The sequence below is a fragment of the Actinomadura sp. 7K507 genome (assembly GCF_004348425.1).
Lineage (GTDB): Bacteria > Actinomycetota > Actinomycetes > Streptosporangiales > Streptosporangiaceae > Spirillospora.
Genome location: NZ_SMKK01000011.1, coordinates 1 through 26,286 on the forward strand (window position 1 = coordinate 1; position 26,286 = coordinate 26,286).

The following is a 26,286-nucleotide window of genomic DNA, read 5'->3' on the forward strand; positions in this document are numbered from 1 at the left end:
GGTCGTGGGCCTGCGCGACGCGGGGCGCCTGGGGGAGCGGGCCGGGTTCCTCGTGGCGCTGTTCGGGCCCGCGGTCACCAGGCGGGTGGGCGCGGCGGCCGGGCGGGCCGCGGAGGAGGGACGGTGGGCGGCGCTTCATCTGGCGGTGGCGGCCAGTGACGTGCTCGGGCCCGAGCAGCTGGAACGAGTCCTCGCGCTGGACGCGCCCCGTGACGCGGACGTCATTCCGGGCGGCCTGCCCTCGGTGCTCGGGCGGTACCTGCGGCAGGTGTTCGAGCCGGTGCCGCGTCCTCGCAGGCTCGACCTCCTCCTGGACCTGTGGGAGCGGGTCCTCGAGCACCACGAGGGGATCGCGCGGCGCGAGCGGCGGCTGGCGACGCAGGGCCGCCGCGACCGGGTCCCCGACCTGCGCGAGCGGCGCCGCCATGACGACGACGAGCAGATCCTGCGGCTGCTGAGACGGGCGTACGGCACGGCGGACAACCCGTCCGTCGCCGACGCCGCCCGGTGGACGCCGCCCGAGGGGTACTGGCGCGACCGCCTCGACCGGCTCTTCCAGGACGCGCTCGGCGCCACCGCTCTGCTGCGGACCGCGACGGCGGTCGCCGACCACGGGCCGCGGGACGGGCTGGAACGCTCGGTCCCCCTCCTGCGGGCGGCGGTGGCACAGGTCGCCGACGGGGCCGCGACCGCCTCGGCGCGGCGCGTGCCCGGCCTCACCGGCCTTCCGGCGCGCCCGGCCGCGCACGTCCGCGGCATCGACCGCGGGGTGTCCGGCGGGCTTCCGGATGAGGCGAGGTTCGCCACCTACTTCAAGCCCCGCCTCACGTCGGCCCGCGCCTACGCCCTCCTGGTGATCGAGGACATCGAGCGGGTCATGGACGACATGCTCGGGGTCCGCGACGGGACGCTGCGCGAGTGGGCGGCGGCGGGGCTGGGGGACTGGCGCGAGGCGGCCGGGTACGGGCGGGCCCCGGACGAATGGGCAGGCATCCCGCCCTGGTCGTCGAAGCTCCTGGCGGACGCCGCGCCGCTCCACGAGCGCCTCGCCCCCGGAGCGGACCCGGCCGCCGTGGAGACGGTGGGCGACCTGCTGTGGTACGCCGACCTGGTCGACGCGCTCGCCCGCCTGCACGGGCATGACAGGGCGAAGGGCACCCCCGGCACCGGGGCGCCCTGGCTCGACCACGACCCGCAGCCCGATCCCGGTGCCGAACCGCCGGCGCCGCGGCCGGACTCGATCACGCTGGCGGCCTCCGGCGCCGCGCAGCTCGCCGCGCTCGGCGGCGTCCCGCCGCGCGGCGCCCGGACCTGGCCCGGCCTCACCGCCGGGCTCCTGTCGGCCACCGCGATCGCCGAGGCGCTGACCGGCGACTTCGCCGTCCCGGCGCCGCTGCTCGCACGGGACGGAACGTCGGTCCCGGGTGCCGGTGTCCGCGTCAAGGTCGCGCGCAGTGCCCGCGACCTGGCCGAATGGTCCGACTACATGGGCAACTGCATCGCCGGCCCCGACTACATCGAGGACGCGCGCAAGGGCCGTGCCGGCCTCGTCGGCCTCTACGGCAGGCACGGGATGCTCGTCGCCAACGCCGAGCTGTCGCCGTTGCGGCCCGCGTCGCGGGGGTGGCGGGTCAGCGAGATCGCGGCGAGGTTCAACGACGAGCCGGACGAGGAGCTGGAGCGGCGGTTCCGGGACTGGGTCGCCGCGCTGCCCGGTGCCGTCGCGGTGGAGCCCGCCCCGGGGCACGAGGTGCCGGACGAGCTCGCGCCGGTCCGGCCGGCCCGGCGCCGTGCCGCTCCCCGCCTGGTCGAGGACGTGGGCCCGGCGCTGGGAAAGCTCGCGCAGCGGGCCTGGGCCGCCACACCCTCCGACGTCCTCGACGTCTTCGCCGCCCTCGCCGCGGTGCCGCCGGACGCCGCGCCGGTCCGGCTGCGCCGGATGGGCGCCGCCCAGCTGGCCTCCGCCGTCCGGCGGGTGCTCGGCTCGGGCCCGGCCGACCTCGCCGGGCTCTGGGCGGCGACCGGGAACCGCCCGCTCGGCGCGGCGCTGGAAGGCCTGGACCCGGCCCTGCGCGACCGATTCGACCAGCTCCCGCTCCTCCTGGCGGAACCGCCGCTCCCGAAGACCCTGCGCAGGCTCATCGGGCTTCCGGCCATCGCCGACGCCTACAACCTCGACCTGGCGGCGCGCCGGACCCGCCGGGCGATCGGGCGGCTCGCCGTCCAGGACGACCCGGCCATCGCCCGCGGCCTCGCCCGGCGCGCGACCGAGCCGCTCCTCTGCGCGCTCGCCATCACGGTGACCTGCGACGCCCCGGACATCGAGCTGGCTCCCGTGACCGCGCCGGACGAGACCGCGGTCCCCGGTTACCCGGCCACCGCGCTCGACGACGGCTCGTGGGGCCGCGCGATGCCCCTGGCCGGCGAACTCGGCGCCGACACCGCCGTCTTCTGGGACGAGATCACCGCGCACGGCCTGCGCGTCCCCGCGTCCTGGCTCGCCGCCGGCGGCTGGACGGCGCTCTGGTCCCGCGCCCACTCCCACCGCCGCTGACCGCGGAGCTACGGGCGGCGGAAGATGGTGATGGAGTGGCCGACCCCGTCGATCCGCTCGCCGGTGGCGATCAGCGGGGTCAGCCGCGGGTCCGACTTGGCGATCCAGCTGTTCGACACCACCAGCAGCCCGCGGACCTCGCCGGGCGGCGCGAGGAGCGGGTCGGACGCCTCGATGCCGTAGTAGGACGGGATTCCGCTGCCCTTGTACGCCAGCCAGACCTTCTCGCCCGGGTACCGGTCCCGGAGCCGGTCGGCGAGGCGGCCGAGGTCCTGGCCCCAGTCGGCGTTCGAGTCGTGCAGGTGCAGGCGGGTCTCGGACGGGCCGCCGAACGCCTCGTTGGAGTAGGGCAGGTAGTACGGGAACGTCCGCAGCGAACTGACCGCGACGAAAAGCACGAGCGCCCCCGCGGCGGCCGGTGTCCACCGCCATCGGACGAGGGTCGCGCCGGCCGCGGCGACGGCCAGGAACATCGGGACGAAGATGGCGTACCGGACGCCGAGGTCGCGGGCACCGGTCATGGCCGCGGCCAGCATCACGGCCGCGGGGACGAGAACGTACGGCGCGGCGGGACGGAGCCGGGGCACCGCCAGGAGCGCGGCGATCCCCGCCGCCCACAGCGCGAGCATCCCGAGCGGTGTCTTCACCAGCAGGGCGGCGGGGAGGTAGTACCAGAGGGAGCCCAGGTAGACGCGGCCGAACAGGAAGCCGGTCCACCGCAGGTCCTCGAAGCCGAACTGGACGCGCATCCCGTCCCGGAACGGTTCTGGGAACGGCAGCCAGTCGATCGCGAGGCCGCGCGGCCCGCCGATGGACGGCACGCCGGCGGGCGCCGTCCAGCGCAGCCGGGGGTCGACGGCCAGGTAGCTCACCCAGACCACCGCCACGGCCACCAGCGCGACCCCGGCCGCCGACACGGCGCACACCGCGATCAGGCGTCCCGCGCGACCGGGGCCGCGTGCCCGCCCGAACGCCCACACGGACAGGACCGTCAGGCCCAGCAGGACCGGGACCGCCGGTAGCGCGCTCATCTTGGTCGCCACCGCCGCGCCGAGCGCCGCCCCGGCCGCCGGCAGGCAGAGCCGCGGTCGCCGCCGCGCCCGCCACAGCAGCCACACCGCCGTCAGCAGGAACCCGGCCATGGGGACGTCGAGCGTGGCGAGCGATCCGTGCGCGACGACGTCGGGGGAGAACGCGTACAGGGCGAGCGCGGCGACCCCGCCGAGCGGGCCGGCGAGGTCGCGGGCGAAGGCGAAGACGACCAACCCGAACAGCAGCGTCAGGACGATGACCGGGATCCGCGCCGCCAGGAGGACCCGCTGCGCGTCGTTGCCCGACGCGTACAGGAGGTGCTGCCCGACCTGCTGCTGGTCTCCGGCGAAGGCGCCGTCGAACTGCGCGCCGGCGAGTGCGGGCCCGGCGGCGATGAGCAGCTTGCCCAGCGGGGGATGCTCAGGGTTGTGACGCAGGTCGTGCTCGTACAGGTAGACGACGCCCGTCCCCACGTACACCGGCTCGTCGATGGTCGGGGACTGCCGGACGGCCGTGGCGAGCATGGCGGCCGCCATCTGGGCCAGCAGCGCCGCCACGGCGAGGGCGACCGGCCACCTCCGGTGCCGTCGCAGCACCCGGAAACGGCCCGCCGGCGTCTCGCGGGGAGACGCCGGCGGCCGTCCGGGCTCGGCGGACAGCGAGGTCACACCGACCACCCTCGCACCGGGACGGGTCATGCCACCACGACTCGCCCCACCCCGGCGCCTGTCACCACGGGGCCTGTCACCACTCGGCCTGTCACCACTCGGCCTGTCACCACTCGGCCTGTCACCACGGGGTCAGGCCGATCGCCGCGGAGGCGGGGTCGCCGTCGTGGACGAGGGACTCGAACCCGCCGACGTCGTCGAACGGGAATCCGTAGGCCCTGCCGTCGGCCATGTTCGCGTGGACGATCCGCGAATAGTGGTTGGTGATCTCCCGCGTGTAGAACCGGCCCGGGTCGTAGGTGGGCTGGGTGTGCAGGTATCCGAGCGTCGAGCGGTGGAGCGCGGCGCACAGCGTCCGCGCGATCGGGCCCACCACGCCGTCGTTGGGGGCGTGGAGACGGCCGTCGCAGCCGAACACGTCCTTGGTCGCGGGTTTCTGGAACGAGGCCACGACGGTGCCCGTGCCGTCGGTGAACCGCATGACGCCGTTCGCGTCGGTCCGGCCGGTGAACCGCTTGCCCGGCTCGTGCTGGAACGGCACGACGGTCAGCGTCTGCGATCTGTAGGTGTCCCACGCGCTGCCGATGTAGCCGTCGAGGTACCCGGGATCGAAAACGCCCGCGCCGATGCCCTTGGCCGGTGACAGCACGCGCAGCCGCAGCCCGTCCGGCCGCGTGGTGATCAGGTTGGACCAGTCTCCGGCCTGGCCCTGGATCGCGTTGAAGATGCGTTCGCGTCCGTCCGGGACGAGCACACCCGTCCGCGTCGTCGTCCCCGCCGCGTTCGTGACCGCCACGGAGTGCGGGACGCTGAACATGTCGACCTGCGAGCTGTTGAGCCACAGCCCGTCGTCGTTGTAGGTGAACTCGCTCCAGTCGAAGAGGACGTCGTGGTTGGCGTCGCCCGGATTCCACGGCGCCGGCTGCACGAGCCCGGTCGGCGTGAGGAAGAAACCGATCTTCTCCCCGAACGAGAAGTACACGCGTCCCGAGAGGCCGCGCGGGATGCGCAGCGTCGTGGTGGCGCCGTTCGCGGGGCCGCCGATCGAGACGTCCGGGGCGGGACTCGGCGGGATCGACCCGGCCGGCCACGGCGTGAACGTTCCGGACGCGTCGACGTAGCCGAGCCGCCCGGTGCTCGTGTTCACGCCGACCACGTAGAGATGCACCTGACCGGCGCGTCCCGAATCGTTGGTGACGTTCAGCGGCAGCACGTCCGGCGCGGCGGCCCGCACCGGCGACAGCGGGGCGAGGGCGAGCACGCCCGCCAGGACGACCGCGAGACGGCGGAATCCCTTTCCGGAGAGGCGCATCGTCATCGCCTCCCGGCCGTGGCGCCGCTCTGCCAGACGGCGACGTAGTCGACGAGCATGGAGCGGCCCGGCACCGTGGACGCCGTCGGAGTGGCGTGACCCGCGACGCCGTTCGGGAACGCGCCGCCCATCGCGACGTTCAGCAGCAGGAAGTAGCCTCCGTGGCCGGTCATGTCGTTCCACGCGGCGGCGCCGATCCGGTCTTCGCCGACGCTGTGGTACTGCTGGCCGTCGACGTACCAGCGCAGCTGGTTCGGGGACACGCTGCGGTCCCACTCGAACCCGTAGGTGTGCATCGCGGACTGGCATGCCGGGCCGGGGCAGGCGCGGTCGGCGCCGATCCCGCTGGTCTCGTTGCAGGGGCCGCCCGGGTTCGTTCCGCAGTGCAGGACGCCCCAGACCGAATTGATCCCGTTGACGTTCTCCATGATGTCGAACTCACCGATGGACGGCCAGTTCTGGTAATTGCCGCGGTAAGGGGAGCCGAGGGCCCAGAAGGCGGGCCAGTAGCCGAGCGCCTCGGCGCCGGTGACATTCGGCATCTGGAGCCGTCCCTCGATCCGCAGAATGCGGCCTTCGGCCGGTTTGAAGTCCGTCCGCCGCGTCTCGATGCGGGACGACGTCCATTCCCCGGACGCCCCCTTGAGCGGGGTGATCCTCAGGTTTCCGGTGCCGTCCAGGCTCACGTTCGCGGGGTCGGCGGTGTACCGCTGGATCTCCCCGGTGCCCCAGTTGGGCGGGCCGCCGGGATATCCGTGGCCGGTGTCGGTGATCCAGTTCTGCGGGGACGGCGGCGAACCGGCGGCCCCGTCGAAGTCGTCGCTCCACACCAGGCTCCAGCCGGGCGGGGGCGGTGGCGGTGACGAGGCGGCGGCGGTGGTGGGCAGCGCGCCCGTGATGAACAGGCCCGTCGTGAACAGGGCGGTGCACACCGCCGTGACGAGCTTGGGACGGTGTGCTTTCCGGGGCGTGCGGGAATGGCGCCGCAGGGGTGGGTACGGCATCGGGAAGCCTCCACAGGAGTTGGCGGGGAGGTGGGTCGGCACCTGCGGAGCTGATCATCACTGACCATTCCCGGAATGCCGCCCCGCCAATCGGGTCAGCCGCCGAAAGCCGTGAGGAACCGGTCGCGGAAGGCGTTCATCGGCCAGACCGGGGTGTCCTTCGCGGGCTTGAGGCCGTCCTGCCAGCCCCAGCCGGAGATCCGCTCCAGGACCGCCTCGTCCTTGGCGACGATCGTGATCGGCACGTCCCGGCTCGCGCCCGGACCGGTGAGCACCGGCGCGGGCTGGTGGTCGCCGAGGAAGACGAGCACGGTGTCGTCGTCGCCGTAGGTCTCCATGAAGGAGACGAGCGCGTTCAGCGAGTACTCGACGGACTTGCGGTACTCGGTGCGGATCCGCCCGGCCGGGGGCCACGGCGCGTCGTAGCCCTTGCCCATGCCCTGGAAGACCGACCCGTCGCCGACCTCGTCCCACGGGACCATCTCGGGGATGGACGCCCACGGCGCGTGGCTCGACACGAGGGCCGTCTCCGCCATCACCGGGGCACGGTCGTCCGCCGCGAGTTCGGTGCGCTGGAGGACCGACAGCGTGTACTGGTCGGGCATCGTGGCGAAGCTGAAGCGCGGCCCCCGGTACCCGAGGTTGCGGTTGTCGTACACCTTGTCGTAACCGTAGAACCCGCCCTCCGGCCACGCCCGGGTGATGGCCGGCATGAGCGCGACCGTCCGCGAGTCGGCGCGGTGGAACGCGCGGTTGAGGGTGAAGCGGTCGCTGTTGACGAGGGTGCGGTAGCGCTGCTCGTTGTCGACCCACAGGCCCGACAGCAGGGTGGCGTGCGCCAGCCAGCTGCCCCCGCCCGCCGTGGGGGAGCCGAGCCAGCCGCTGCGGGCGGAGAACCCGGCCTCGCCCAGACGCCGCGTGCCCGCGTCCAGCACGGAACCGATCTGCGGCGCGTACTCGGGTCCCTCCACCGCCGAACGCCCGTAGCTCTCCACGAACGCCAGGACGACGTCCTTGCCGCGCAGCCCGGTCAGCAGCTTGCCGGGCGGCGTGTCGCGGAAGGCGTCGACGGCGGCGGCCCTGGCGAACTCCTCCCCGTCGTTCAGGCTGGACCGCACCTGCAGCGTGTGGTCGTAGGCGAGGACGGCGGTATCCCGGGACGCGACCGGCACCCCCTTGACGAGCTGGAGCCCCAGCGCGGCGCACACGACCCAGACGAGACCCAGGACGGCGGCCGAGCCGGCCGCCGTCCTGCGGTGGCGGGCGGCGACGCCGCCGAGCCGCAGCGCCGACAGCGACATGAGCGCGACCACGGCGATGGCCAGCGCGATCGCCAGGATCACCGCACCGATCGCCCCGGCCCGCCCGGCCGACCCCTCGACGAACTCGACGGCGGGACTGAGCAGCGGCCAGTCGAGGACGAGGTCGAACGGCCGGAACATCACCGCCTCGAAACCGATGTCCATGACCTTCAGCACGGACAGGACCCCCAGGACCGCCCCCGCGATCCCGGCCACGTACCGTCTGATCCTCGCCGGCGCGGCGAGGATCAGCGCGACGCCGGCGACTCCCTCCACGGGGATCCGCGCGAACGCCGCCGGTGTCAGCCGGGACGACTCGACCGGCGCGACGAGCGCGGCCAGCACGAACAGGAACGCCGCGGCGGTGACCGCCCGGCCCGCGACCAGCCGCCACCGCCACCGCCCCCGGCGACCCGGCTCCGCGGCCCCGCCGTCGACGCGCTCTTCCTCGACACGCTCGTCTTCCGCCCGCTCCAGGCGGCTATCGGTGGTCAGCACGTCCTCCCAGGTCCGGTCCCCCCGTCGCTGACGCGACACCCACAGCACGTCGAACCAGCGGAGTCCGGTTCAACGTTGCCAGGTTTCACCCGGGGGCGGCCATCACCCGGACGCGGGGCGGTGCGGGAGGACCAGCGGGCGGCCGGTGCGCGGATGCGGGAAGACCTCGACGTCGTGCCGGTAGACGTCGCTGAGCAGCCCGGCGGTGAGGACGTCGCCGGGCGGGCCGCAGGCGGCCAGGCGGCCGGCGGCGAGCACCGCGACGCGGTCGGCGTGCGCGGCGGCGAGACCGAGGTCGTGCACGACCACGACCACGGCGGCGCCCGCCGCGGCGCGTTCCCGCACGACGCCGAAGACCAGTTCCTGGTGGTGCAGGTCGAGGGAGGCGGTCGGCTCGTCCAGCAGCAGGGCGCCGGTCCGCTGCGCGAGGACGCGGGCCAGCGCGACCCTGGCCTGCTCGCCGCCCGACAGTTGCGGGTAGGGGCGCTGCGCGAAGGCCGAGGTGTCGGTCTGGCGCATCGCCTCGGCCACGGCGGCCTCGTCGTCGTCCTCCAGCGGCGTCCCCGCCCAGGGGGCCCGGCCCATCTCGACGACCTGGGCGACGCTGAACGGGAACGACACGGTCTGCCGCTGGAGCAGGATCGCCCGCCGCATCGCCAGCTCGGCGTGGCTCCACGCGGAGAGCGGCGTGCCGTCCACCGTGACGTCCCCGGTGGAGGCGACGTCCCCGCCGACCGCCCCGAGCAGCGTCGACTTCCCGGCGCCGTTCGGGCCGACGAGCGCCAGCACCTCACCGGCACGGACGGTCAGATCGACGCCGGTCAGGACCGTCCGGGCGCCGCGCTCCACGCTCAGCCCGCGCACCTCGATCGCCGCCGAACCGGCCGGGACGGGACGCGGCGGCTCCGGCCGCCGGGCACGCAGGCCGATCATGCCCAGCCTCCCGAGCTGTTGCGGGCGCGGCGCAGCAGCCAGAAGAAGAACGGGCCGCCGACCACCGCGGTGAGGACGCCGAGCGGAAGTTCCTGGTAGGGGATCGCGGTCCGGGCGATCAGGTCCGCGCCGACGAGCACGACCGCGCCGCCGAGCGCGCTCGCCGGGATCAGCGTCCGGTGCCCGGGGCCCGCCGCCATCCGGATCAGGTGCGGGACGACCAGCCCGACGAAGGAGATGACGCCGGCGAACGCGACGGCGGACGAGGTCAGCAGCGCGATGACGATGATCGCGGTGAAGCGCAGCCGCTCCACGTCCACGCCGAGGTGGCGGGCGGTGCGCTCGCCGAGCGAGAGCAGGTCGAGGCGCCGCGCGCAGGCGAACGCGACGACCAGGCCGACGGCGGTCAGCGGCGCGACGGTCGCGACCGCGCCCCAGTTCGCGCCCGCCAGGCTGCCGAGGTTCCAGGTCGTGATGGCGCGCAGGGCGTCGTTGCCGGCCGCGAACATGAGCAGGCCGAGCAGCGCGCTCGCCACCGCGTTGATCGCGATGCCGGTGAGCAGCAGCGTGACGACCTCGGTCCGGCCCGCCGACCGCGACATCGCGTACACCAGCAGTGTGGTGAGCAGGCCGCACGCGAACGCGGCGGCCACGATCGTCCAGTTGCCGAAGAGGGTCAGCCCGAACGTGATGACGGTGGCGGCGCCGACCGCGGCGCCCCACGAGACGCCGATGACGGCCGGCTCGGCGAGCGGGTTGCCGAACACGCCCTGCATGACGGCGCCGGACGCGCCCAGTGCGGCGCCCGCGAGGACGGCCAGCGCGACGCGCGGGAACCGCACGATCCACAGCGCGTTGTCGCCCTGCGCGGCGGTGGGCCGCGGGCCGATGTCGAGGCCGATCCGGTGCAGGATCGACCCGATGACCTGGTCGGGCGGGATGTTGACCTGCCCGGCGCCGGCGGCGGCGAACGCCAGGACCACCAGGGCCACGAATAGGACGCCGATCAGGACCGGTCCGCGGACCCGCCGGTGCCCGCGCTGCTCGGCGTCGGACGGCTGCCCGTTCTTCTTCGTGGACGCGTTCTTCTTCGTGGACACGGTCTTTTCCGTGGGTGCCGTCTCCATCAGCACGTCCGGTGCACGGCGGTGGCGAGCGCGGAGATCGTCTCTCCGGTGCGCGAGCCGAAGGTGAGCAGCGTGCCGTCCGCGACGTCCACGATCCGCCGGTTCCGCCCGGCCGGGGTCTGCGCGACGCCGGGCAGCTTGAGCAGTCCGGAGACGCCGTCGACCGACTCCAGCCCGGCGGTCATGACCAGGAGCACGTCGGGTGCGGCGTTGATGAGCCCTTCGCTGGTGAGCGGCCGGAAGCCGGACAGGCCGATGGCCGTGCCCGCGTCGGTCGCGCCGATCGCCTCGATCATCGCGTCCGACCCGGCGCCCTCGCCGCCGATCAGGTAGACGCCCGCGCTGCCCCGCAGGTAGAGGAAGGCGACCCGGAGCGTGCCGGACGCGGACTTCGCGGCGGCCTTGATCTCGCCGTCCACCCGGGCGGCGAGCTTCCGTCCCGCGCCCGGCACGCCCAGCGCGTCCGCCACCGCGCGGATGTGGTCGCCCACCGCCGGGAGCGTCTGCCGGTCGTCCACGAGCACCACCGGCACGCCGGACTGCCGCAGCTGGTCCAGCACCTCCGGCGGCCCGATGCTGGTGTCGGCGATCACGACGGACGGGTCCAGCTTGAGCACCCCTTCGGCGGACAGGTCGTGTCCCTGCCCGGTGGCCAGGGGGAGCCCCTTGGCGGCGGGGAACGTGGTGGAGACGTCGCGCCCGACGAGCCGGTCGCCCAGGCCGAGCGAGTACACGATCTCGGCCAGCGAGCCGTACAGGTTGACGGCGAGGACGCGCCGCGCGTCGCGGACCGTCACGTCGGCGCCGTCGGCGGAACGCACGGTCACCGGCAGTTCGGGCTCGGCCGCCTTGACGGGCTCGGGGTTCCCCTTGGGCGCGGGGACGCTGCTCGGCCCGCAGCGGGCGGCGGGGTCGGAGCCGCTCGCGGTCATCCCGGCCGTTCCCAGGCCGCAGCCGCTGAGCAGCAGCGCGCCGCCCAGGGCGAGCGCGATGGCCCGCCGCCCGGTTCCGCTCCGGGGCGTCCGGGTCACGCGGCGGCTCCGGACGGTTCGGCGGCGGTACGGCGGCGGCGCAGGACGAGCAGCACGCCGGCGCCGATCACGGCGGCCCCGCCGGCGCCGCCCGCGGCCCACGCCCACACCGGGACGCCGCCGCTGCCGCCGCCGAACGTCACCGGCACCCGGACGTCCTGCGACCTGTCGCCGCTTCGCGTGTGGTCGGCCCGGGCGACCATGGCGCAGCGGACCTCGGCGCAGTCGACCGAGTCGGACAGCGCGGCCCCGACGCTGACCTTCACGTCGAAGGTGCCGCCCGGCCCGTACGGGACCGCCAGCGACTTCCCGTAGGGGGGCGGGTTGGACGAGACCCACTGCGATGCCCCGGCCTCACCGGACATGTCGGCTCCGCCGCCGCAGGGCGTGGGGGCCTTGCCTGGGCCGTTGTCCTTGCACAACGCGACGTAGATGCCCTTGCCGGGGTCGAATCCTGAGCCCTGGACCTGGACCGTGGTGCCCTCCGCGGGCAGGCCGTCCACTTCCGAGACGGTGAGGGTCTGCCCGCCCTGTCCGGTGGCCTTGCCGGCGTCCGCGAGCGCGGCGGGGGCGAGCGCCAGGCAGGCGGCGGCCGCCAGGGCGAGCGTAAGGGTCGGTCGGGCGGCTGTGCGTGCTACGTGCATCGGGTGTCAGTCCCTCGGAGGCGAATTTTGCGGCCCACCAGGGCCTTTACCAAGATCCGGCAATACATTAGCTTAGCCTTGCCTAACTTTTAAGAGGTGAGCCTTGCCTAACTTCAGACCCCTCCGCGGCGTGCGCCGGCGGAGCGCGATCGTCGCCGGGACCGCCCTCGGCCTCCTCGTGATCGCACCGCAGCCCGCCTTCGCGGCGTCGGTGCGGGTGTCTCCGACGAGCGGTCTCGACCCGGGCGGGCAGACGATCACCGTCCGCGGCTCCGGCTTCGACGCGGCCAAGAACAACAAGTTCGGCGTGTACGTCGTCTTCGGGCCGCGCAACGCCGACTGGGTGACGAACTCCAACGGCTTCCTGGCCGCGAAGTGGGTGCATCCCGGCGGAGCGGGCGGCGGTGGCGGGCAGGCGCCGATGAGCGCGTCCGGCGGCTTCTCGGTGAGCCTGTCGGTGAAGGCGAAGTACACCGACGGCGACGGCAAGAAGGTCGACTGCCTGAGGACGCAGTGCTATGTGATCACGATGGCGGCGCACGGCGTGCCCGATCGCAGCCAGGACTCGTTCACGCCGGTCCGCTTCAAGGGCGCCGCCTCCGGCGGCGGTGCGGGCTCGGGCTCGGGCGGCGCGCCGGGCTCGACGGGGTCCGGCGGGTCCGGTGGGGGAGGCGCGGGCGCCGGGGCGTCCGGCTCGGGCGCGGCGACGCCGGGCGCCCCGGGCGCGTCCGCCGCCGGCCCGTCCGGGGCGCCGGGCGCGTCGGCGACGCCGGACGGCGCCTCCCTGGCCGGCGCTTCGCCGGCGAGCGCGTTCGAGCAGACGGTCTCCGGCGGTGAGGCCCGCTCCCCGTGGCCCTTCTGGGCCGTCACCGCCTTTGCTGCGGCGGCCGTCCTGGTCGCCCGGTCCGTGTCGCGCCGCAGGCCGGGACGGTACGCCCGGCGCCGCCGCGATCCCGCCTCAGGAACCCCGCCAAAACTCCGCTAGGGTCCTCGACTTAGGTAAGGCTTACCTAAGTTCTTATCTTCGATCTCCACGGGAGAGGAAGCAATGAAACACGTGACCACACGGATCACCCGCGGCGGCGCGGTCATCGCCGCCGCGGGACTGATCACCATCGGGATGGGCGTGGCACCGGCGTTCGCCGCCGGCCCCGCCACGACCGTCGCCCCGGCCACCGGGGCCGACCCGGCGGGCCAGGACCTCACCGTCCAGGGCAGCGGTTTCGACGCCAACGCCAACAACGGCTTCGGCGTCTACGTCGTGTTCGGGCCGAAGAACGCCGACTACGCCACCAACGCCGGCACCTTCCAGGCGTCCAAGTGGGTGCACAAGAACGGGACCCCCACGTCCGGCCAGGACAAGATGAACGCCGACGGGACGTTCAACGTCACGCTCCCCGGCGTCAAGGCGCAGTACACCGACGGCAACGGCGTGTTCCACGACTGCCTGAAGACGCAGTGCTATGTCATCACGATGGCCGCGCACGGCGTCCCCGACCGCGGCCAGGACACCTTCAGCCCCGTGACGTTCACCGGCGGCGAGAACCCCGACCCGGGAGACCCCGGTGACCCGGGCGATCCCGGTGACCCGGACCCCTCGGGCACGGGAGAGCAGACGCTCAACACCAAGGTGAACAACGGCGCCCTCACCCTCTCCCTGGAAGGCGACACCGCTCAGCTGAGCACGGTCGCGCCGGGCGAGAACTCCACCGGCGAGCTGCGCGACGCCACGGTCACCGACGCGCGCGGCACCCAGGCGGGCTGGAACCTCGTCGGTGAGGTGACCGACTTCAGCCACGCCCAGGGCGCGACGATCCCGAAGGGCAACCTGGCCTGGACCCCGAACGCCCAGGTCGTCGATGACGGCTCGCAGGGCGCGGTGGCCCCGGGCCAGGAAGGCTCGCTCGGTGCGGCCCGGACGCTGGCGTCGTCGGCCCCCGGCAGCAGCGGCGGCGTGTTCCAGGCGGGCGCCGGGCTCGACCTGAGCGTCCCGGCCGGGACCTCGCCGGGCGACTACACCGCGACGCTCACCCTGACCCTCTCCTAGAGAACAGAGACTTCGTCCCCCAGGACGGAGAAGAGGCGGGGTGGGAATGGTCGAAGCATCCCCACCCCGCCCCGCACAGAAGAGTACGCGGAGCCCAACTGATGAACGCTTTCCGTGGCGGGGCCCTTCCGGCGGCGGTGATCGCGCTGGTCGCCTTCACCACCGTCCCGGCACACGCCGCCGCGCCCGCCATGCCTGCCATGCCCGCCGCGCCCGCCGCGGCGGCGCCGGACGGCGGGCTCGCCTGGTCGGTCAAGCCCGCCGGGGTCAAGGGCCAGTCCCGGCGTGACTATTTCGTCTACACGCTGTCCCCGGGGCAGCGCGTACGCGACGACGTGGTGATCACCAACATGAGCGACCGCCCGCTCACCTTCCGCGTCTACGCCACGGACGCCTTCAACACCGGGGACGGCTCGTTCGCCCTCCTCACCGCCGACCGGCAGGCCGCCGACGTCGGCACCTGGATCTCGGTGAAGGGCGCCCCGACCCGGACCGTCGAGGCGGGCAAGTCGGTGCGGCTGCCGTTCACGCTGTCCGTGCCGTCCGGCGCCACCCCCGGCGACCACTCCGGCGGTGTGATCGCCGCCGTCGCCGAGCAGACCACCGGCGCGCAGGGGCAGCGCGTCAACGTCGACCGCCGCGTGGCCGCGCGCGTCTACGCCCGGGTGAACGGGGCCCTGTCCTCCTCGCTCCAGGTGGAGTCGCTGAAGGTCGATCCCGACAGGCCCGTGTTCGGCACCGGCGGAGTCAAGGTCACCTACCGGATCCGCAACGCCGGCAACGTGCGGCTCGCCGCCACCACGCGGATCGGCGTGACCGGCCCGTTCGGCACCGGTCTCGGCAGCCCGGCCACCCGCCGGGTGCCCGAACTGCTGCCGGGCAACGCCTACACCTTCACCGACCGGGTCCGCGGCGTGTTCCCCGCCGGGCCGCTCACCGCGTCCCTCCGGCTGACGCCGGTCGACGCGATGGAGACCGGCCCGGCCGCGGCGCGCCCGACCGTCCGGACCGCCGGATGGTGGGCCACCCCCTGGCCGGCTCTCGCCGCCCTGGTGGTCGCCGTCGCCGCCCTCTACCTGCTGCGCCGCCGCCGGAGCCGGTCATGATGGCGTTCCTGGCCGGGGCGCTCGCCGTCCCGGCGCTCGCCCTCACAGCCCCCGGGGCCGCCCCCGGCCCGGCCGTCGAGGTCGACCGCGCCGCGGCGCGGGTGGGGCAGACCGTCACCGTCGACCTCGCCGCCTGGCCGTCCGGGAACGTGCTGGTCGAGCTGTGCGGCAACGGCGCCGATCGCGGCTCCGCGGACTGCGCGGTCGCGGCGGCGGCCACGACGTTCGTGAACGACCAGGGCCGCGCGACGGTGATGGTCACGGTCGTGAAGCCGCCGATCGGCTGCCCCTGCGTCATCTCCGCCCGCCCCGTCTCCGGCGGGAAGGCCCGCACCGTCCCGCTGAAGATCGAGGGCGTTCCGACGCTCACGGCGGCGCAGCGCCGCACCGCGTCCGCCGCTCCGGCCCGCGACCTCACCGTCTCCGGGGTCCGGGTGAGCGGCGGGGGCCCGTCCCTCGCGTGGCTCGGCGGCCCGGCGGAGCGGACGGTCGCCTTCACCGTGCGCAACAGCGGCGAGGCGCCGGTCACCGACCCGCCCCTCACCATGGCGGCCGGCCGTGGCAGCGAGCCCACCGGAGTACTGGACGCTCCCAAGATCGGGACGCTCGCCCCCGGCGAGGAACGCACCTTCCACGTCAAGGCCGAGCTACCGGGCCCGGCGTTCGGCCGGTACACGGTCGTCGGCGAACTCACCGGCATCGACCGTCCCGCCCGATTCACCGCCCACACCTCCGCCTACCCGTGGGCGGTGCCGATCCTGCTCGCACTGGCCCTGCCCGTGACCGTGGTCAGGGGACTCGCGAGCAGGCGCGCGCCGCGCCGCGCCGTGGCCGCCGTCACGCTGCCGCTCGCCCTGCCCGCGTCGCGCGCCACGACCACGACCACGATGAACCCGACCACGATGAACGAGATCGTCGCCGCGAACATCGGCCAGTGGCGGCGCGTCCGGAACCTGCCGAGGACGGCGCTCGCCGACACCCTCACCGCGCTCACCGGCACCACCTGGACCGCCGACCAGATCGAGAGCGCCGAGACCTTCACCCCGCCCCGCCGGTTCGACGCCGACGAGCTGCTCGCCCTGAGCCGCGCGCTGGACGTTCCGATTCCGGCGCTGCTGCTCCCGCCTCCCGCGGGCATGATGAACGAAGGTGACCCGAGGAGAGAGATGTGACCTTCCCCGAATTCGTCTCCGCGCGCTCCGGACCCACCCAGCGCGGCCGGGCTTTCGGCGCGCGCTGGAAGACCGAGATCGCCGCCACGCACACCGGCTACATGGAGCTGTTCGCGACCCTCGGCGGCGGCGCCGCGCGGGTGCGCGCACTGAGCGAGGAGGCCCTCGCGCAGACGGCCGCGTGGGCGCCGTCGCTCGGCGCCGAGATCGGCGCCATCGCCGCCGGCGCGGGCCTGGAAACCTGGCGGGTCGCGTCCGTCAGCGCCCGCACCGAGATCCTCGCCGCCCTGAACGCGCCGGTCCGGAGCGAGTGCAGCACGGCCGTGGTCCTCCCGGGCGGCGCACCGCCCCGCACCGTCCAGACCTGGGACTGGCACGACGCGATGCGCGACGTCCCCGTCGTGTGGACCTACGAGCCGAGCCCCGGCCACCGCGTGCGGACCTTCACCGAGTTCGGCGCCCTCGCCAAGATCGGCGTCAACGGCGCCGGGCTCGGCGTGCACTTCAACATCCTGGGGCACGCCTCCGACGGCGGCGCGACCGGCGTTCCGGTCCACGTGATCGCGCGCTGCATCCTGGACGAGGCGGAGACGCTGGAGGACGCCGAGCGCATCGCCCGCTCGGCCCGCACCTCCGCGTCCACCGCGATCACCGTGGTGACCTACGACGGCAGGCGCGGACGGGCCGCCACCCTGGAGATCTGCCCGGACGGGGTCGGCGTGATCCCGGCGGACGCGGCCGGAACCCTCCTGCACACCAACCACTTCGAGGATCCGGCGCTCGCGGCCGGCGAGGCGGGCGGCGACGAACTCCCCGGCTCCCTCGCCCGCCTCGGCCACCTGCGTTCCCGCACGCGCACGCTGTCGGCGCCGACCGCCCAGCAGCGGGCCGAGGCCCTGGTCGGTCACGCTCCCGGAGACGCCCCGGTCTGCGCGCACCCCACGACCGGCGACCCGTCCCGGGCCCGCTGGGAAACCCTCGCGACGATCAGCCTCGACGTGGCCGCGGGCGCCTTGGACGTCCACAGGGGCGGCCCGTGCCGCGCCACCCCGGCCTCCTGGCGGCGGTACCAGGGGTCTCCCGCGGGCATGTGACCTACCGCCTCACCCGGCAGGCGCCGCGGCCGGGTGGGAGAAGGCGAAGCCGGCCGCGCGCAGCTTCGCGGAGGTGACGGGGACGGACGGGGTCCTGATCTCGCCGCGGTAGGTGAGGCCGGGCAGGCCCGCGGCCGCGCAGATCTCCGCGAAGGCCGCCGCGTTCGTCGGCGGCACGGTCTCGTCCGGGACGGCGTTGTACACGCCGGTCAGGCCCTGGGTCACGACGAAGTCGATCGCGGCGGCGGCGTCGCGGTAGTCGACGCGGTACAGCAGGGCGTCCGCGGAGAAGGGGACGCTGCCGCCGAGGACGTCGTGCGCGAACTTCACCCGGGTCGGGTAGTCGATGTCGTCCGGGTGGCCGTAGACGTCGGGGATCCGCACGACGGCGCCGCGCGGCGAGGCCAGCACGGCCTGCTCGGCGGCGACGAAGTTGCGCGGGGAGGCGTCGCTGTCGGTGGTCGTCGGGGTCTCCTCGTCGATGAGGGCGCCCTCGCCTGCCCCGTAGACCGAGGACGAACTGGTGAACACCACCCGCGGATGCGCGGTGACGGCCGTCCGGGCGCTCGCGGTGAGCGTGTCGGCGTACTCGGCGACGCGCTGCGCCGCGTCGAACGACCGCTGGAGCCGCGGGCTGACCGTCAGGACGATCGCGTCGGCGCCCTCGGCGGCGCGTGTGACGGCGTCGAGGTCGGCCCCGCGCAGGACGGCCGCGTCCGTGCAGATCTCGCGGAGCTTCTCGACCCGTCCGGGCGAGGTGGTGGTGCCGGTGACCTGGTGACCGGCGGACGTCCAGCGCCGCGCCAGCTCCGTGCCGATATGGCCACAGCCGATGATCAGATACCGCACGGGCAACCTCCAGAGGGAAACAGCGTTTCCATTCTGCCATGAACGGCGGGAGGCCGGGTGGCTCGGCCGATCCGCCGTGCGGCCGATACCGGAACCTGGTTGCGGAGTTGCTAGAATTGGCAACTGCTGACCCGGTGAACCAATGATCCGTCCCGCAGGGCGCCGCCGTGTGGTCCTCGTGTGACCACGGGCCGGTCGCCGCGGGAGAACCCTGTGAGGGGCCGCCTGCCATGAGCACGCCGCTTTACCAGCTCAAGGCCGAGTTCTTCAAGACTCTGGGGCATCCGGCCCGCATCCGGGTGCTGGAGCTGCTGAGCGAGCGCGACCACGCGGTCGCCGAGATGCTGCCGGAGGTCGGGATCGAGGCGGCGCACCTGTCCCAGCAACTCGCCGTGCTCCGCCGGGCCGGGCTCGTCGTCTCCCGCAAGGAGGGGACGACGGTCATCTACTCACTGACCAGCCCGCAGGTCGCCGACCTGCTCGTCGTCGCGCGGTCGATCCTCACCGGGGTGCTGGCAGGGCAGGCCGAACTGCTGGACGACCTGCGCGCCGACCGTGGGACGACCGACCGTGCGACGACCGGCCGGGGGCGCCCGTCCGGGTAGCCGTCCGGCATCGGCCGCCGCCCCGGTGCTGCCCTGTCCGTCGCACGCTTATTGATTGCTAATATTGGCAATTGCGCAGGAGGTCAGATGTCCGCCGCGCGGGTCAGCAGCTCAGCCGTCGCAACGTCGGGGAACCGGGTGAAGGATCTACTCCGCAAGATCGTGAGGACCGGGCGGGTCGCCGAGGAGCCGCCCGCGCGTCCCGAGGGCGCCGCGCCCGAGCGCGCCGCCGGGCTGCGGGGGTCGGTCCAGATCCGCCACGTGGACGCCGGGTCGTGCAACGGCTGCGAGGTCGAGATCGCCTCGGCGTTCGGACCCGTCCACGACGCCGAGCGGTACGGGGCGCGGCTGGTGGCATCGCCCCGGCACGCCGACGCGCTGCTGGTGACCGGGCCGGTGACGCGCAACATGCAGATGGCGCTCCGGCGCACCCACGAGGCGGTGCCGGAGCCGAAGGTCGTCGTGGCGCTGGGCGACTGCGCCCGCGGGTGCGGGGTGTTCGCCGGCGCGTACGGCGTGGTGGGTGCGGTCGGCGACGTGGTCCCGGTCGACGCCGAGGTGCCGGGCTGCCCGCCGGAGCCGGAGGCGATCGTCGCCGCGCTGCGGGGGCTCACCGGCCGATGACGACTCTGACCGGTGCCGCGTTCTGCGCGGCCCTGGGTCTCGGGGTTCTCGCCGCCGCCGGATCCATGCTGCCGCGCCGTGCCCGCCCGGCCGTCACCGGGGGAGGGACGGCCGCCGCCGGGGCCGCCGCGGTCGTCGCGGGCCTCGCGGCGATGGCGGGCCACACCTGGGCGGCCTGGCTGCCGGACCTGATGCCCCTGGCCGGGGTCCGCCTGACGATCGACCCGCTGGGCGGCCTGTTCATCGCCGTCACCGGAGCCGTGGCCGTGTGCGCCGCCGTGTACGCGATCGGCTACACCCGCCCCGGCCGCGACGGGACGGACGGCGCGGCGAGCGGCGGGCACGGGCTGGACGGCCGGGCGGTGCAGGCCATGCTCCCGCTGTTCGTGGTGGCGATGCTGCTCGTGCCCGCGGCGGCGAGCGTGAGCACGTTCCTGCTGGCGTGGGAGCTCATGGCGGTCACGTCGCTGCTGCTGGTGGTGGCCGAGCACCGGCGACGGGCGCCCGCGGCCGAGGCCGGCCTGTGGTACGCGGTGATGACCCACCTGGGGCTGGTGGCGATCCTCGCGGGCCTCGCCGCGTTCGCCGCCGCGTCGCACGGCGAGTCGTTCGACCGGCTGCGCGAGGCCGCGGACGGCCTGCCCCCGCCCGTGCGGAGCGTGGTGTTCGTGGCGACGCTGGCCGGATTCGCCTCGAAGGCGGGCATCGTGCCGCTGCACGTCTGGCTGCCCCGCGCCCATCCCGAGGCGCCCAGCCACGTGTCCGCGCTGATGAGCGCGGCGATGGTGAACATGGGCGTGTACGGGATCGTCCGGGTGGGGCTGGACCTGCTCGGCGGCGGACCCCTGTGGTGGTGGCTGCTGGTGCTGGCCGCCGGTGCGGTGTCGGCCCTGTACGGGATTCTCCAGGCGGTCGTCGCCACCGACATGAAACGGCTCCTGGCCTATTCGACCTGCGAGAACATGGGCCTGGTACTGATCGGCGTGGGTGCGGCGGGCATGCTGTCGGTGTCGGGCGCCCGCACCACGGCGGCGCTCGCGCTCACCGCGGCGCTCCTGCACGTGGTCAACCACGCGGGCTTCAAGACGCTGCTGTTCCTCGCGGCGGGCTCGGTGCTGCGCGCCACCGGCACCCGGGACCTGGACGCGCTGGGCGGGCTGCGCTCGCCGATGCCGGCCACGACCGCGCTGTTCGGGATCGGGGCCCTGATGGCCTCGGCGCTGCCGCCGGGCAGCGCCTTCGTCAGCGAATGGCTGCTCCTGCAGAGCCTCGTCCACGCGCTGCCCGAGGGCGGGACGGCCGCCGCCGTCACCATGCCGGTCGCGGTGGCGGTGGTGGCGCTGTCGGCGGGACTGGCGATCGCCGTGTTCGTGAAGGCGTTCGGCGTCGGGTTCCTGGCGCGTCCGCGCGGCGCCGCCGCCGAGCGTGCCCGCGAGAGCCCACCGGCGATGATCGCCGGAATGGTCCTGGCCGCGCTCGGCTGCCTCGCTGCCGCGCTCGCGCCGGGGCCGGTGGCCGGTGGCCTCTCCCGCGCCGCCGGCGTCGCGGCGGCGGTGGCCGGACCGGCCGCCGACCCCGTGACGGGTCCCGTCGTACTCCGGCCGGCCGGGATGCCGAGCACCATGTCCCCGCTTCTGATCACCGTCGCGCTGCTGGTGGCGGTCGTTGTGCTGATCGGGGTGTTGCGGGCGGTCACCGCCGGCCGGGCCCGTCGCCGTGCCCGGCTGTGGGACTGCGGGGCCGGGCCGGCGTCCGCGCGGATGGAGTACACCGCGACCTCGTTCGCCGAACCGCTGGTGCGGGTGTTCGACGACGTGCTCGCCCCCGAGACCGACCTGGACGTCACGCCGGTCGAGGAATCGGCGTACCTGGTCGACGGAGTCCGGTACCGGACGCGGGTCGGCGACCGGGTCGAGCACCGGCTGTACCGGCCCGTGCTGCTGGCGGTCGCCTGGATCGGCCGGACGGCGCGTCCCCTGGCCAACGGCAGCGTCCACCGCTACGTCGGGTACGGCTTCTACGCGTTCGTCGGCATGCTGGTCCTGCTGGCGGTGACGCGATGAGCGCGGCCGGAGCCGCCGGCGCGGTCATCCAGGTGGCGCTGGTGGCGCTCGGGGCGCCGCTGCTGGTCGGGGTGATGCGGCAGGTCCGGGCCCGCCTTGAGGGACGGGCCGGCGCGGGCATCGGCCAGCCCTTGCGCGACCTGCGCAAGCTGCTGCGCAAGGAGCCGGTCGCCCCGCACGGGACCGGCGTGCTGTTCCGCGTGGCTCCGCTGGTTCTGGCCGGCACGGCGCTGGTCGCCGCCGCGGTGGTCCCGATCGTGACGACGGCCTCGCCGCTGGACGGGATCGCCGACCTGTTCGCGGTGGCCGCGCTGCTGGCGCTCGGCACCGTGTTCCTCGCACTCGCGGGCCTGGACACCGCCACCGCGTTCGGCGGCATGGGCGCCAGCCGCGAGATGGTGGTGCTGGCGCTGGTGGAGCCCACGATCCTGCTGTCGGTGTTCGCGCTGTCGGCGCGGGTCGGCTCCACCAACCTCGGCGAGATCGTCACCGCCACCCTGCACGAGCCGCAGCTGGTCGCCTCCCCGGTGAGCCTGCTCGCGGCGGTGGCGCTGGGCGTGGTCGTCATCGCCGAGACCGGCCGCATCCCGGTGGACAACCCGTCCACCCACCTCGAACTGACGATGATCCACGAGGCGATGGTGCTGGAGTACGCCGGGCCGGACCTGGCGCTGATCGAGTGGGCGTCGGCTATGCGGCTGACGGTGCTCCTCGGCCTGTTCGCCAACCTCTTCGCGCCCTGGGGCATCGCCGGGACGTCGCCGCTGATGCTCCCGGTCGCGGTGGCGGCGTTCGGCGTCAAGGTCGTCGTCCTGGGCGGCGCGCTCGCCGCCGGCGAGGTGTTCATGGCGAAACTGCGGATGTTCCGCGTACCCGAGCTGCTGGCCGGGTCGTTCCTGATGGCGCTGCTGGCCGTGGCCGCGTCCTTCTTCCTGGCCGCCTCATGAGCGAGACCCTCTACGTGCAGCTTCTCAACCTGGCCTGCAGCGCGCTGCTGCTGTCGGGCATCCTCGCGCTGTGGCGGCGTGACCTGGCGGCCATCGTCCGGCTGTTCGCCGTCCAGGGCGCGGCCCTGGCCGCCCTGGTCGCCGTCCTCGGCCTGCACGAGAGCCACGTGGAGACGATCGTGCTGGCCGCGGGGATCGCCGTCCTGCGCGCCGCGGTCCTGCCGCTGCTGTTGCGCCGCGCGATGCGGGCCGGGGGCGCGTTCCGGGAGACCGAGCCGCTGGTGAACGTGGCGTCCTCGCTGGTCGCCGCGGCGCTGCTGGCGCTGCTGTCGTTCGCCGTGACGCGCCCGGTTGTCGCGCTGTCGCCGTCCCCGGCCACCCGCGCCGTCCCGGTGGCGCTCACGGTGGTGCTGCTCGGCTTCTTCGTGCTCGTCACCCGGCGCCGCGCGCTGTCCCAGGTGGCGGGGTTCCTGATGATGGACAACGGCATCACCGCCGTCGCGTTCCTCACCACCTCGGGCGTGCCGCTCATCGTGGAGCTCGGAGTGTCCCTGGACGTGCTGCTGGCGGTCCTGGTGCTGCAGGTCCTCACCTCCCGCATCCGCGCCGCGTTCGGTGACGGCGACCTGGACGACCTGCGGGAGCTGCGCGACTGATGACGACGATCCTGTTGGTCGCCCCGGTCGGAGTGCCCGCGCTGGCCGCCCTCGGCTACGCCGTGTTCGGCTGGCGGCGCGGCACGGCGTGGCTGGCCTCGATCGCGGCGGGCGGTGTGCTGGCCGCGGCGGTGCGGCTCGCGGTGCTGGCCGCCGACCGGCCGCGCACGGGACTCGGCGGGCTGCTGCGCGCCGACGCCCTCGCCGCGTTCATGCTGATCGTGATCGGCGCCGTGGCCCTGCTGGCGATGCTCGCGAGCCCCTCCCACCTGGCCGCCGAGCGGGAGGCGGGCCACGCCGCCCCCACCGACGCGCGCCGTTACGGTGTGCTGACGCAATTGTTCGTGGCCGCGATGGCACTGGCCGTGCTGGCCTCCAGCCTCGGGGTGCTGTGGGTCGCGGTGGAGGCGACCACGATCGTCACGGCGTTCCTCGTCGGCCACCGCCGTACCCGTAACGCCACCGAGGCGGCCTGGAAGTACGTGGTGATCTGCTCGGCCGGGATCGCGCTGGCCCTGCTCGGGATCTTCCTGCTGCATTTCGCTGCCCGGCACGCGCACGTCCCGTCGTCCGGCGCCCTGGACTGGGTCAGGCTGGCCGAGCACGCCGGCTCCCTGGATCCCGGCGTGACCCGGATCGCCGTGGCGCTGCTGATCCTCGGATTCGGGGCGAAGGCCGGGCTCGCCCCTTTGCACGCCTGGCTGCCGGACGCGCACAGCCAGGCGCCCGCCCCGGTCTCCGCGCTGATGTCGGGCGTGCTGCTGTCGGTGGCGCTGTACGCCGTCCTGCGCGTGAAGGTGATCTCCGACGCCGCGCTCGGCACCGGATTCGCCCGGACCCTGCTCCTGATCGTCGCCCTGGCCTCCCTGGCGGTGGCGGCGGCCCTGCTGCTGGGGCAACGCGACCTCAAGCGGATGCTCGCCTACTCCAGCATCGAGCACATGGGCCTGCTCGCCCTCGGCACCGCGATCGGGACGCGCCTGGCCATGGGCGCGGTGCTGCTGCACATCCTCGGCCACGGGCTGGCCAAGTCGGTCGCCTTCCTCGCGGCCGGCCGCATCCACCAAGCCCTGGCCACCAGCCGTATCGACGCCGTGCGCGCGCTGGGCGGCCGGGCCCCGGTCCTCGCCGCCGCCCTGGGCGGCGGGCTGCTGGCCCTGCTGGGGCTCCCGCCGTTCGCCCTGTTCGCCGGCGAGATCGCCATGGTCCGCGCGGGGTTCGCCGCCGGGCTCGGATGGGCCGTGACGGTCGCCCTCGTCCTGACGCTCCTCATCGTGGCCGCCGTTTCCGCGCGGATGGCCGGGATGCTGCTGGGGTCCCGCCCGGACGGTCCCGGAGCGGCCGCGATCCCCGCCGGCCTGCGGCCGCCGTTCGCACTCGCCGTGGCACTGGGCGCCGGGCTCGCCGCCTGCGCCGTCATCGGCGTCACCGCATGGCCGCTGCGGCCGCTGCTGGATGCCGCCGCCGAGATCATCACGGCCTTTTGAAGGAAATGACCCGATGAGTACGGACGACCAGCCCGCACAGCCCCGCACGATGGCCGACATCGACGCCGGGGCGCTCCCGGCACGGGCGGCCGCGCTTCTGGACGGCGGCCACCGGCTCGCACTCGCCGCCGCCCACCACGACCCCGGCGCGCTCCGGGTCGTGTACCTGTTCACCGGCGCGTCCCCGGACCGCCGCACGGAACTGCACGTCAGGCTCGACCCGGACGCCCCGGCGGTCCCGAGCCTCGCCGCGATCAGCTTCCCCGCCGGGCGGTTCGAACGCGAGATGCGCGACCTGTACGGGATCGTCCCCGAGAACCATCCGCTGCCGCGCCGTCTCGTCCGGCATCACCACTGGCCCCGAGGCTGGTATCCGATGCGCGCCGACGCCGGGCCCGCGCCGGAGTTCGGCGACCCGGAGGGGCCCTACCCCTTCGTCAACGTCGAGGGCCCCGGCGTGTACGAGATCCCGGTCGGCCCCGTCCACGCGGGGATGATCGAACCCGGCCACTTCCGCTTCTCGGTCGTCGGCGAGAGCATCCTCAAGCTGAAGGCGCGGCTCTGGTTCGTGCACAAGGGCCTGGAGAGGCTGTTCCACGGCCGGACTCCCGCCGACGCGCTGCCACTGGCGGAACGCGTCAGCGGCGACACCACCGTCGGGCACGCCTTGGCGTTCTGCATGGCCGTCGAAGAGGCCGCCGGCGTCGAGGTCTCCCCGGGGGCACAGCGGATGCGGACGCTGCTCCTGGAACTCGAACGCCTCTACAACCACGTCACCGACCTGGGCGCCCTGTGCAACGACGTGGGCCACTCCGTTCTGAACTCCCAGTTCGGCCGCATCCGCGAACAACTGCTGCGCCTCAACCGCGAGGTCACCGGGCACCGCCTCCTGCGCGGCGGAGTCGTGCTGGGCGGCGCCGTCCTGCGCACCGTCCCCGCCCCCGCGCGGCTCACCGCCATCGCCGAGGACGCCGCCGGGCTCGCCGCCCTGGCGCTGTCCCACACCGTGGTCGCCGACCGCTTCACCGGCACCGCGGAACTGCCCGCCCAGGCCGCCCGCGACCTGGGCGCACTCGGCTACGTCGCCCGCGCGAGCGGCGTCGGCGCCGACGCCCGCCGCGACCACCCCTTCACCGACCTGCGGCCCGCCTTCGGCGTGGCGACCCGGACCACCGGGGACGTGCTGGCCCGCTTCCAGGTCCGCGCCGAGGAGATCGCCGTGTCCGCCGCGATCATCAAGGACCTGGCGTACGGCATGTCCCCGGGCGTCGTCACCTACTGGCCGCCGCTCTCCCCGCTCGGCGGCCCCGTCTCCGGCGTCGGCGTCGTCGAGGGCTGGCGCGGCGCCATCGTCCACCGGGTCGAGCTGGCCCGGGACGGCACCCTGACCCGCGCCAAGATCGTCGACCCGTCCTTCTTCAACTGGCCCGCCCTGCCCGTCGCTCTGACCGGCGTGATCGTCCCCGACTTCCCGCTGGTCAACAAGAGCTTCAACCTCTCCTACGCCGGCAACGACCTCTGAGCGGGGTCGT

General features: G+C 74.4%; 22 protein-coding genes. 13 read left to right on the forward strand and 9 right to left on the reverse strand.

Annotated features, from left to right (window positions below; genetic code table 11):
• The coding region (locus tag E1285_RS45315; protein ID WP_165966451.1) for a hypothetical protein at positions 1-2,554 on the forward strand (2,554 nt) is incomplete at its 5' end.
• 8 nt (positions 2,555-2,562) lie between these two features.
• Here E1285_RS45315 and E1285_RS04290 read toward each other — a convergent pair.
• From E1285_RS04290 to E1285_RS04325, 8 genes are all read right to left on the reverse strand, one after another.
• Entirely contained in the window at positions 2,563-4,254 is a 1,692-nt protein-coding gene (locus tag E1285_RS04290; protein ID WP_207946388.1) for a phospholipid carrier-dependent glycosyltransferase, read from the reverse strand.
• A gap of 121 nt (positions 4,255-4,375) precedes the next feature.
• A complete protein-coding gene (locus E1285_RS04295) occupies positions 4,376-5,566 on the reverse strand; it encodes a beta-1,3-glucanase family protein (protein WP_132148247.1) in 1,191 nt (396 codons plus the stop codon).
• Positions 5,567-5,568: 2 nt separating this feature from the next.
• Positions 5,569-6,570, reverse strand: a complete 1,002-nt coding sequence (locus E1285_RS04300; RefSeq protein ID WP_132148249.1) for a glycoside hydrolase family 16 protein — start codon at positions 6,568-6,570, stop codon at positions 5,569-5,571.
• Between the two features lie 95 nt (positions 6,571-6,665).
• Positions 6,666-8,369: a sulfatase gene (locus tag E1285_RS04305; RefSeq protein WP_243722548.1), complete on the reverse strand. Its 1,704-nt coding sequence runs from the start codon at positions 8,367-8,369 to the stop codon at positions 6,666-6,668.
• 102 nt (positions 8,370-8,471) lie between these two features.
• Entirely contained in the window at positions 8,472-9,302 is an 831-nt protein-coding gene (locus E1285_RS04310) for a heme ABC transporter ATP-binding protein (protein ID WP_132148251.1), read from the reverse strand.
• On the reverse strand, positions 9,299-10,402 hold the full coding sequence (locus tag E1285_RS04315) for an iron ABC transporter permease (protein WP_243722549.1): 1,104 nt from the start codon (positions 10,400-10,402) through the stop codon (positions 9,299-9,301). The genes E1285_RS04310 and E1285_RS04315 overlap by 4 nt, the downstream gene beginning before the upstream one ends.
• 26 nt (positions 10,403-10,428) lie before the next feature.
• The gene (locus E1285_RS04320) at positions 10,429-11,460 is read right to left on the reverse strand and encodes an ABC transporter substrate-binding protein (protein WP_243722550.1); all 1,032 of its coding nucleotides are present in this window, start codon (positions 11,458-11,460) and stop codon (positions 10,429-10,431) included.
• Entirely contained in the window at positions 11,457-12,104 is a 648-nt protein-coding gene (locus E1285_RS04325) for a hypothetical protein (protein WP_243722551.1), read from the reverse strand. Before E1285_RS04325 ends, E1285_RS04320 begins: the two co-directional genes overlap by 4 nt.
• 103 nt (positions 12,105-12,207) lie before the next feature.
• Between E1285_RS04325 and E1285_RS04330 the strand changes: the two genes are divergently transcribed.
• The 5 genes from E1285_RS04330 to E1285_RS04350 all read left to right on the forward strand — a co-directional run bounded on the left by E1285_RS04330 (position 12,208) and on the right by E1285_RS04350 (position 17,523).
• Positions 12,208-13,089 carry an IPT/TIG domain-containing protein gene (locus E1285_RS04330; RefSeq protein WP_243722552.1) on the forward strand — a complete coding sequence of 294 codons (882 nt, stop codon included), beginning with the start codon at positions 12,208-12,210 and terminating at the stop codon, positions 13,087-13,089.
• 63 nt (positions 13,090-13,152) lie between these two features.
• Entirely contained in the window at positions 13,153-14,151 is a 999-nt protein-coding gene (locus E1285_RS04335) for a WxL domain-containing protein (RefSeq protein WP_132148255.1), read from the forward strand.
• 101 nt (positions 14,152-14,252) lie between these two features.
• Complete coding sequence (locus E1285_RS04340) at positions 14,253-15,257, forward strand: DUF916 domain-containing protein (protein WP_132148257.1); 1,005 nt, start codon at positions 14,253-14,255, stop codon at positions 15,255-15,257.
• Entirely contained in the window at positions 15,254-16,429 is a 1,176-nt protein-coding gene (locus E1285_RS04345; RefSeq protein WP_132148259.1) for a hypothetical protein, read from the forward strand. Before E1285_RS04340 ends, E1285_RS04345 begins: the two co-directional genes overlap by 4 nt.
• Entirely contained in the window at positions 16,426-17,523 is a 1,098-nt protein-coding gene (locus tag E1285_RS04350; RefSeq protein ID WP_207946389.1) for a C45 family peptidase, read from the forward strand. The genes E1285_RS04345 and E1285_RS04350 overlap by 4 nt, the downstream gene beginning before the upstream one ends.
• A 9-nt stretch (positions 17,524-17,532) precedes the next feature.
• Here the strand turns inward: E1285_RS04350 and E1285_RS04355 are convergent, their stop codons facing one another.
• Positions 17,533-18,372, reverse strand: coding sequence for an NAD-dependent epimerase/dehydratase family protein (locus E1285_RS04355; protein WP_165966452.1), 840 nt, complete (start codon positions 18,370-18,372; stop codon positions 17,533-17,535).
• A 230-nt stretch (positions 18,373-18,602) separates the two neighbouring features.
• Here E1285_RS04355 and E1285_RS04360 point away from each other — a divergent pair, with 230 nt between their 5' ends.
• The 7 genes from E1285_RS04360 to E1285_RS04390 all read left to right on the forward strand — a co-directional run bounded on the left by E1285_RS04360 (position 18,603) and on the right by E1285_RS04390 (position 26,276).
• Entirely contained in the window at positions 18,603-18,977 is a 375-nt protein-coding gene (locus E1285_RS04360) for a metalloregulator ArsR/SmtB family transcription factor (RefSeq protein ID WP_132148263.1), read from the forward strand.
• A gap of 138 nt (positions 18,978-19,115) precedes the next feature.
• Positions 19,116-19,601, forward strand: a complete 486-nt coding sequence (nuoB, locus tag E1285_RS04365; RefSeq protein WP_243722553.1) for an NADH-quinone oxidoreductase subunit NuoB — start codon at positions 19,116-19,118, stop codon at positions 19,599-19,601.
• Positions 19,598-21,664, forward strand: a complete 2,067-nt coding sequence (locus E1285_RS04370) for a proton-conducting transporter membrane subunit (RefSeq protein ID WP_132148267.1) — start codon at positions 19,598-19,600, stop codon at positions 21,662-21,664. The genes nuoB and E1285_RS04370 overlap by 4 nt, the downstream gene beginning before the upstream one ends.
• Positions 21,661-22,611 (forward strand): NADH-quinone oxidoreductase subunit H, encoded by a 951-nt coding sequence (locus tag E1285_RS04375; RefSeq protein ID WP_132148269.1) that lies wholly within the window; start codon positions 21,661-21,663, stop codon positions 22,609-22,611. The genes E1285_RS04370 and E1285_RS04375 overlap by 4 nt, the downstream gene beginning before the upstream one ends.
• Positions 22,608-23,267 carry a hypothetical protein gene (locus E1285_RS04380; RefSeq protein ID WP_132148271.1) on the forward strand — a complete coding sequence of 220 codons (660 nt, stop codon included), beginning with the start codon at positions 22,608-22,610 and terminating at the stop codon, positions 23,265-23,267. The genes E1285_RS04375 and E1285_RS04380 overlap by 4 nt, the downstream gene beginning before the upstream one ends.
• Positions 23,267-24,754 carry a proton-conducting transporter membrane subunit gene (locus E1285_RS04385; RefSeq protein WP_132148273.1) on the forward strand — a complete coding sequence of 496 codons (1,488 nt, stop codon included), beginning with the start codon at positions 23,267-23,269 and terminating at the stop codon, positions 24,752-24,754. Before E1285_RS04380 ends, E1285_RS04385 begins: the two co-directional genes overlap by 1 nt.
• A gap of 13 nt (positions 24,755-24,767) precedes the next feature.
• Entirely contained in the window at positions 24,768-26,276 is a 1,509-nt protein-coding gene (locus tag E1285_RS04390; protein ID WP_132148275.1) for an NADH-quinone oxidoreductase subunit C, read from the forward strand.
• Positions 26,277-26,286: the final 10 nt, after the last annotated feature.

Bases quoted from the DNA above. Each gene is read 5' to 3' on its own strand.
- E1285_RS04375 (WP_132148269.1), top strand. From the start codon at position 21,661: ATGAGCGCGGCCGGAGCCGCCGGCGCGGTCATCCAGGTGGCGCTGGTG.
- E1285_RS04310 (WP_132148251.1), bottom strand. From the start codon at position 9,302: ATGATCGGCCTGCGTGCCCGGCGGCCGGAGCCGCCGCGTCCCGTCCCG.
- E1285_RS04360 (WP_132148263.1), top strand. From the start codon at position 18,603: ATGAGCACGCCGCTTTACCAGCTCAAGGCCGAGTTCTTCAAGACTCTG.
- E1285_RS04340 (WP_132148257.1), top strand. From the start codon at position 14,253: ATGAACGCTTTCCGTGGCGGGGCCCTTCCGGCGGCGGTGATCGCGCTG.
- E1285_RS04385 (WP_132148273.1), top strand. From the start codon at position 23,267: ATGACGACGATCCTGTTGGTCGCCCCGGTCGGAGTGCCCGCGCTGGCC.
- E1285_RS04380 (WP_132148271.1), top strand. From the start codon at position 22,608: ATGAGCGAGACCCTCTACGTGCAGCTTCTCAACCTGGCCTGCAGCGCG.
- E1285_RS04295 (WP_132148247.1), bottom strand. From the start codon at position 5,566: ATGCGCCTCTCCGGAAAGGGATTCCGCCGTCTCGCGGTCGTCCTGGCG.
- E1285_RS04345 (WP_132148259.1), top strand. From the start codon at position 15,254: ATGATGGCGTTCCTGGCCGGGGCGCTCGCCGTCCCGGCGCTCGCCCTC.
- E1285_RS04300 (WP_132148249.1), bottom strand. From the start codon at position 6,570: ATGCCGTACCCACCCCTGCGGCGCCATTCCCGCACGCCCCGGAAAGCA.
- E1285_RS04390 (WP_132148275.1), top strand. From the start codon at position 24,768: ATGAGTACGGACGACCAGCCCGCACAGCCCCGCACGATGGCCGACATC.
- E1285_RS04335 (WP_132148255.1), top strand. From the start codon at position 13,153: ATGAAACACGTGACCACACGGATCACCCGCGGCGGCGCGGTCATCGCC.
- E1285_RS04325 (WP_243722551.1), bottom strand. From the start codon at position 12,104: ATGCACGTAGCACGCACAGCCGCCCGACCGACCCTTACGCTCGCCCTG.
- E1285_RS04370 (WP_132148267.1), top strand. From the start codon at position 19,598: ATGACGACTCTGACCGGTGCCGCGTTCTGCGCGGCCCTGGGTCTCGGG.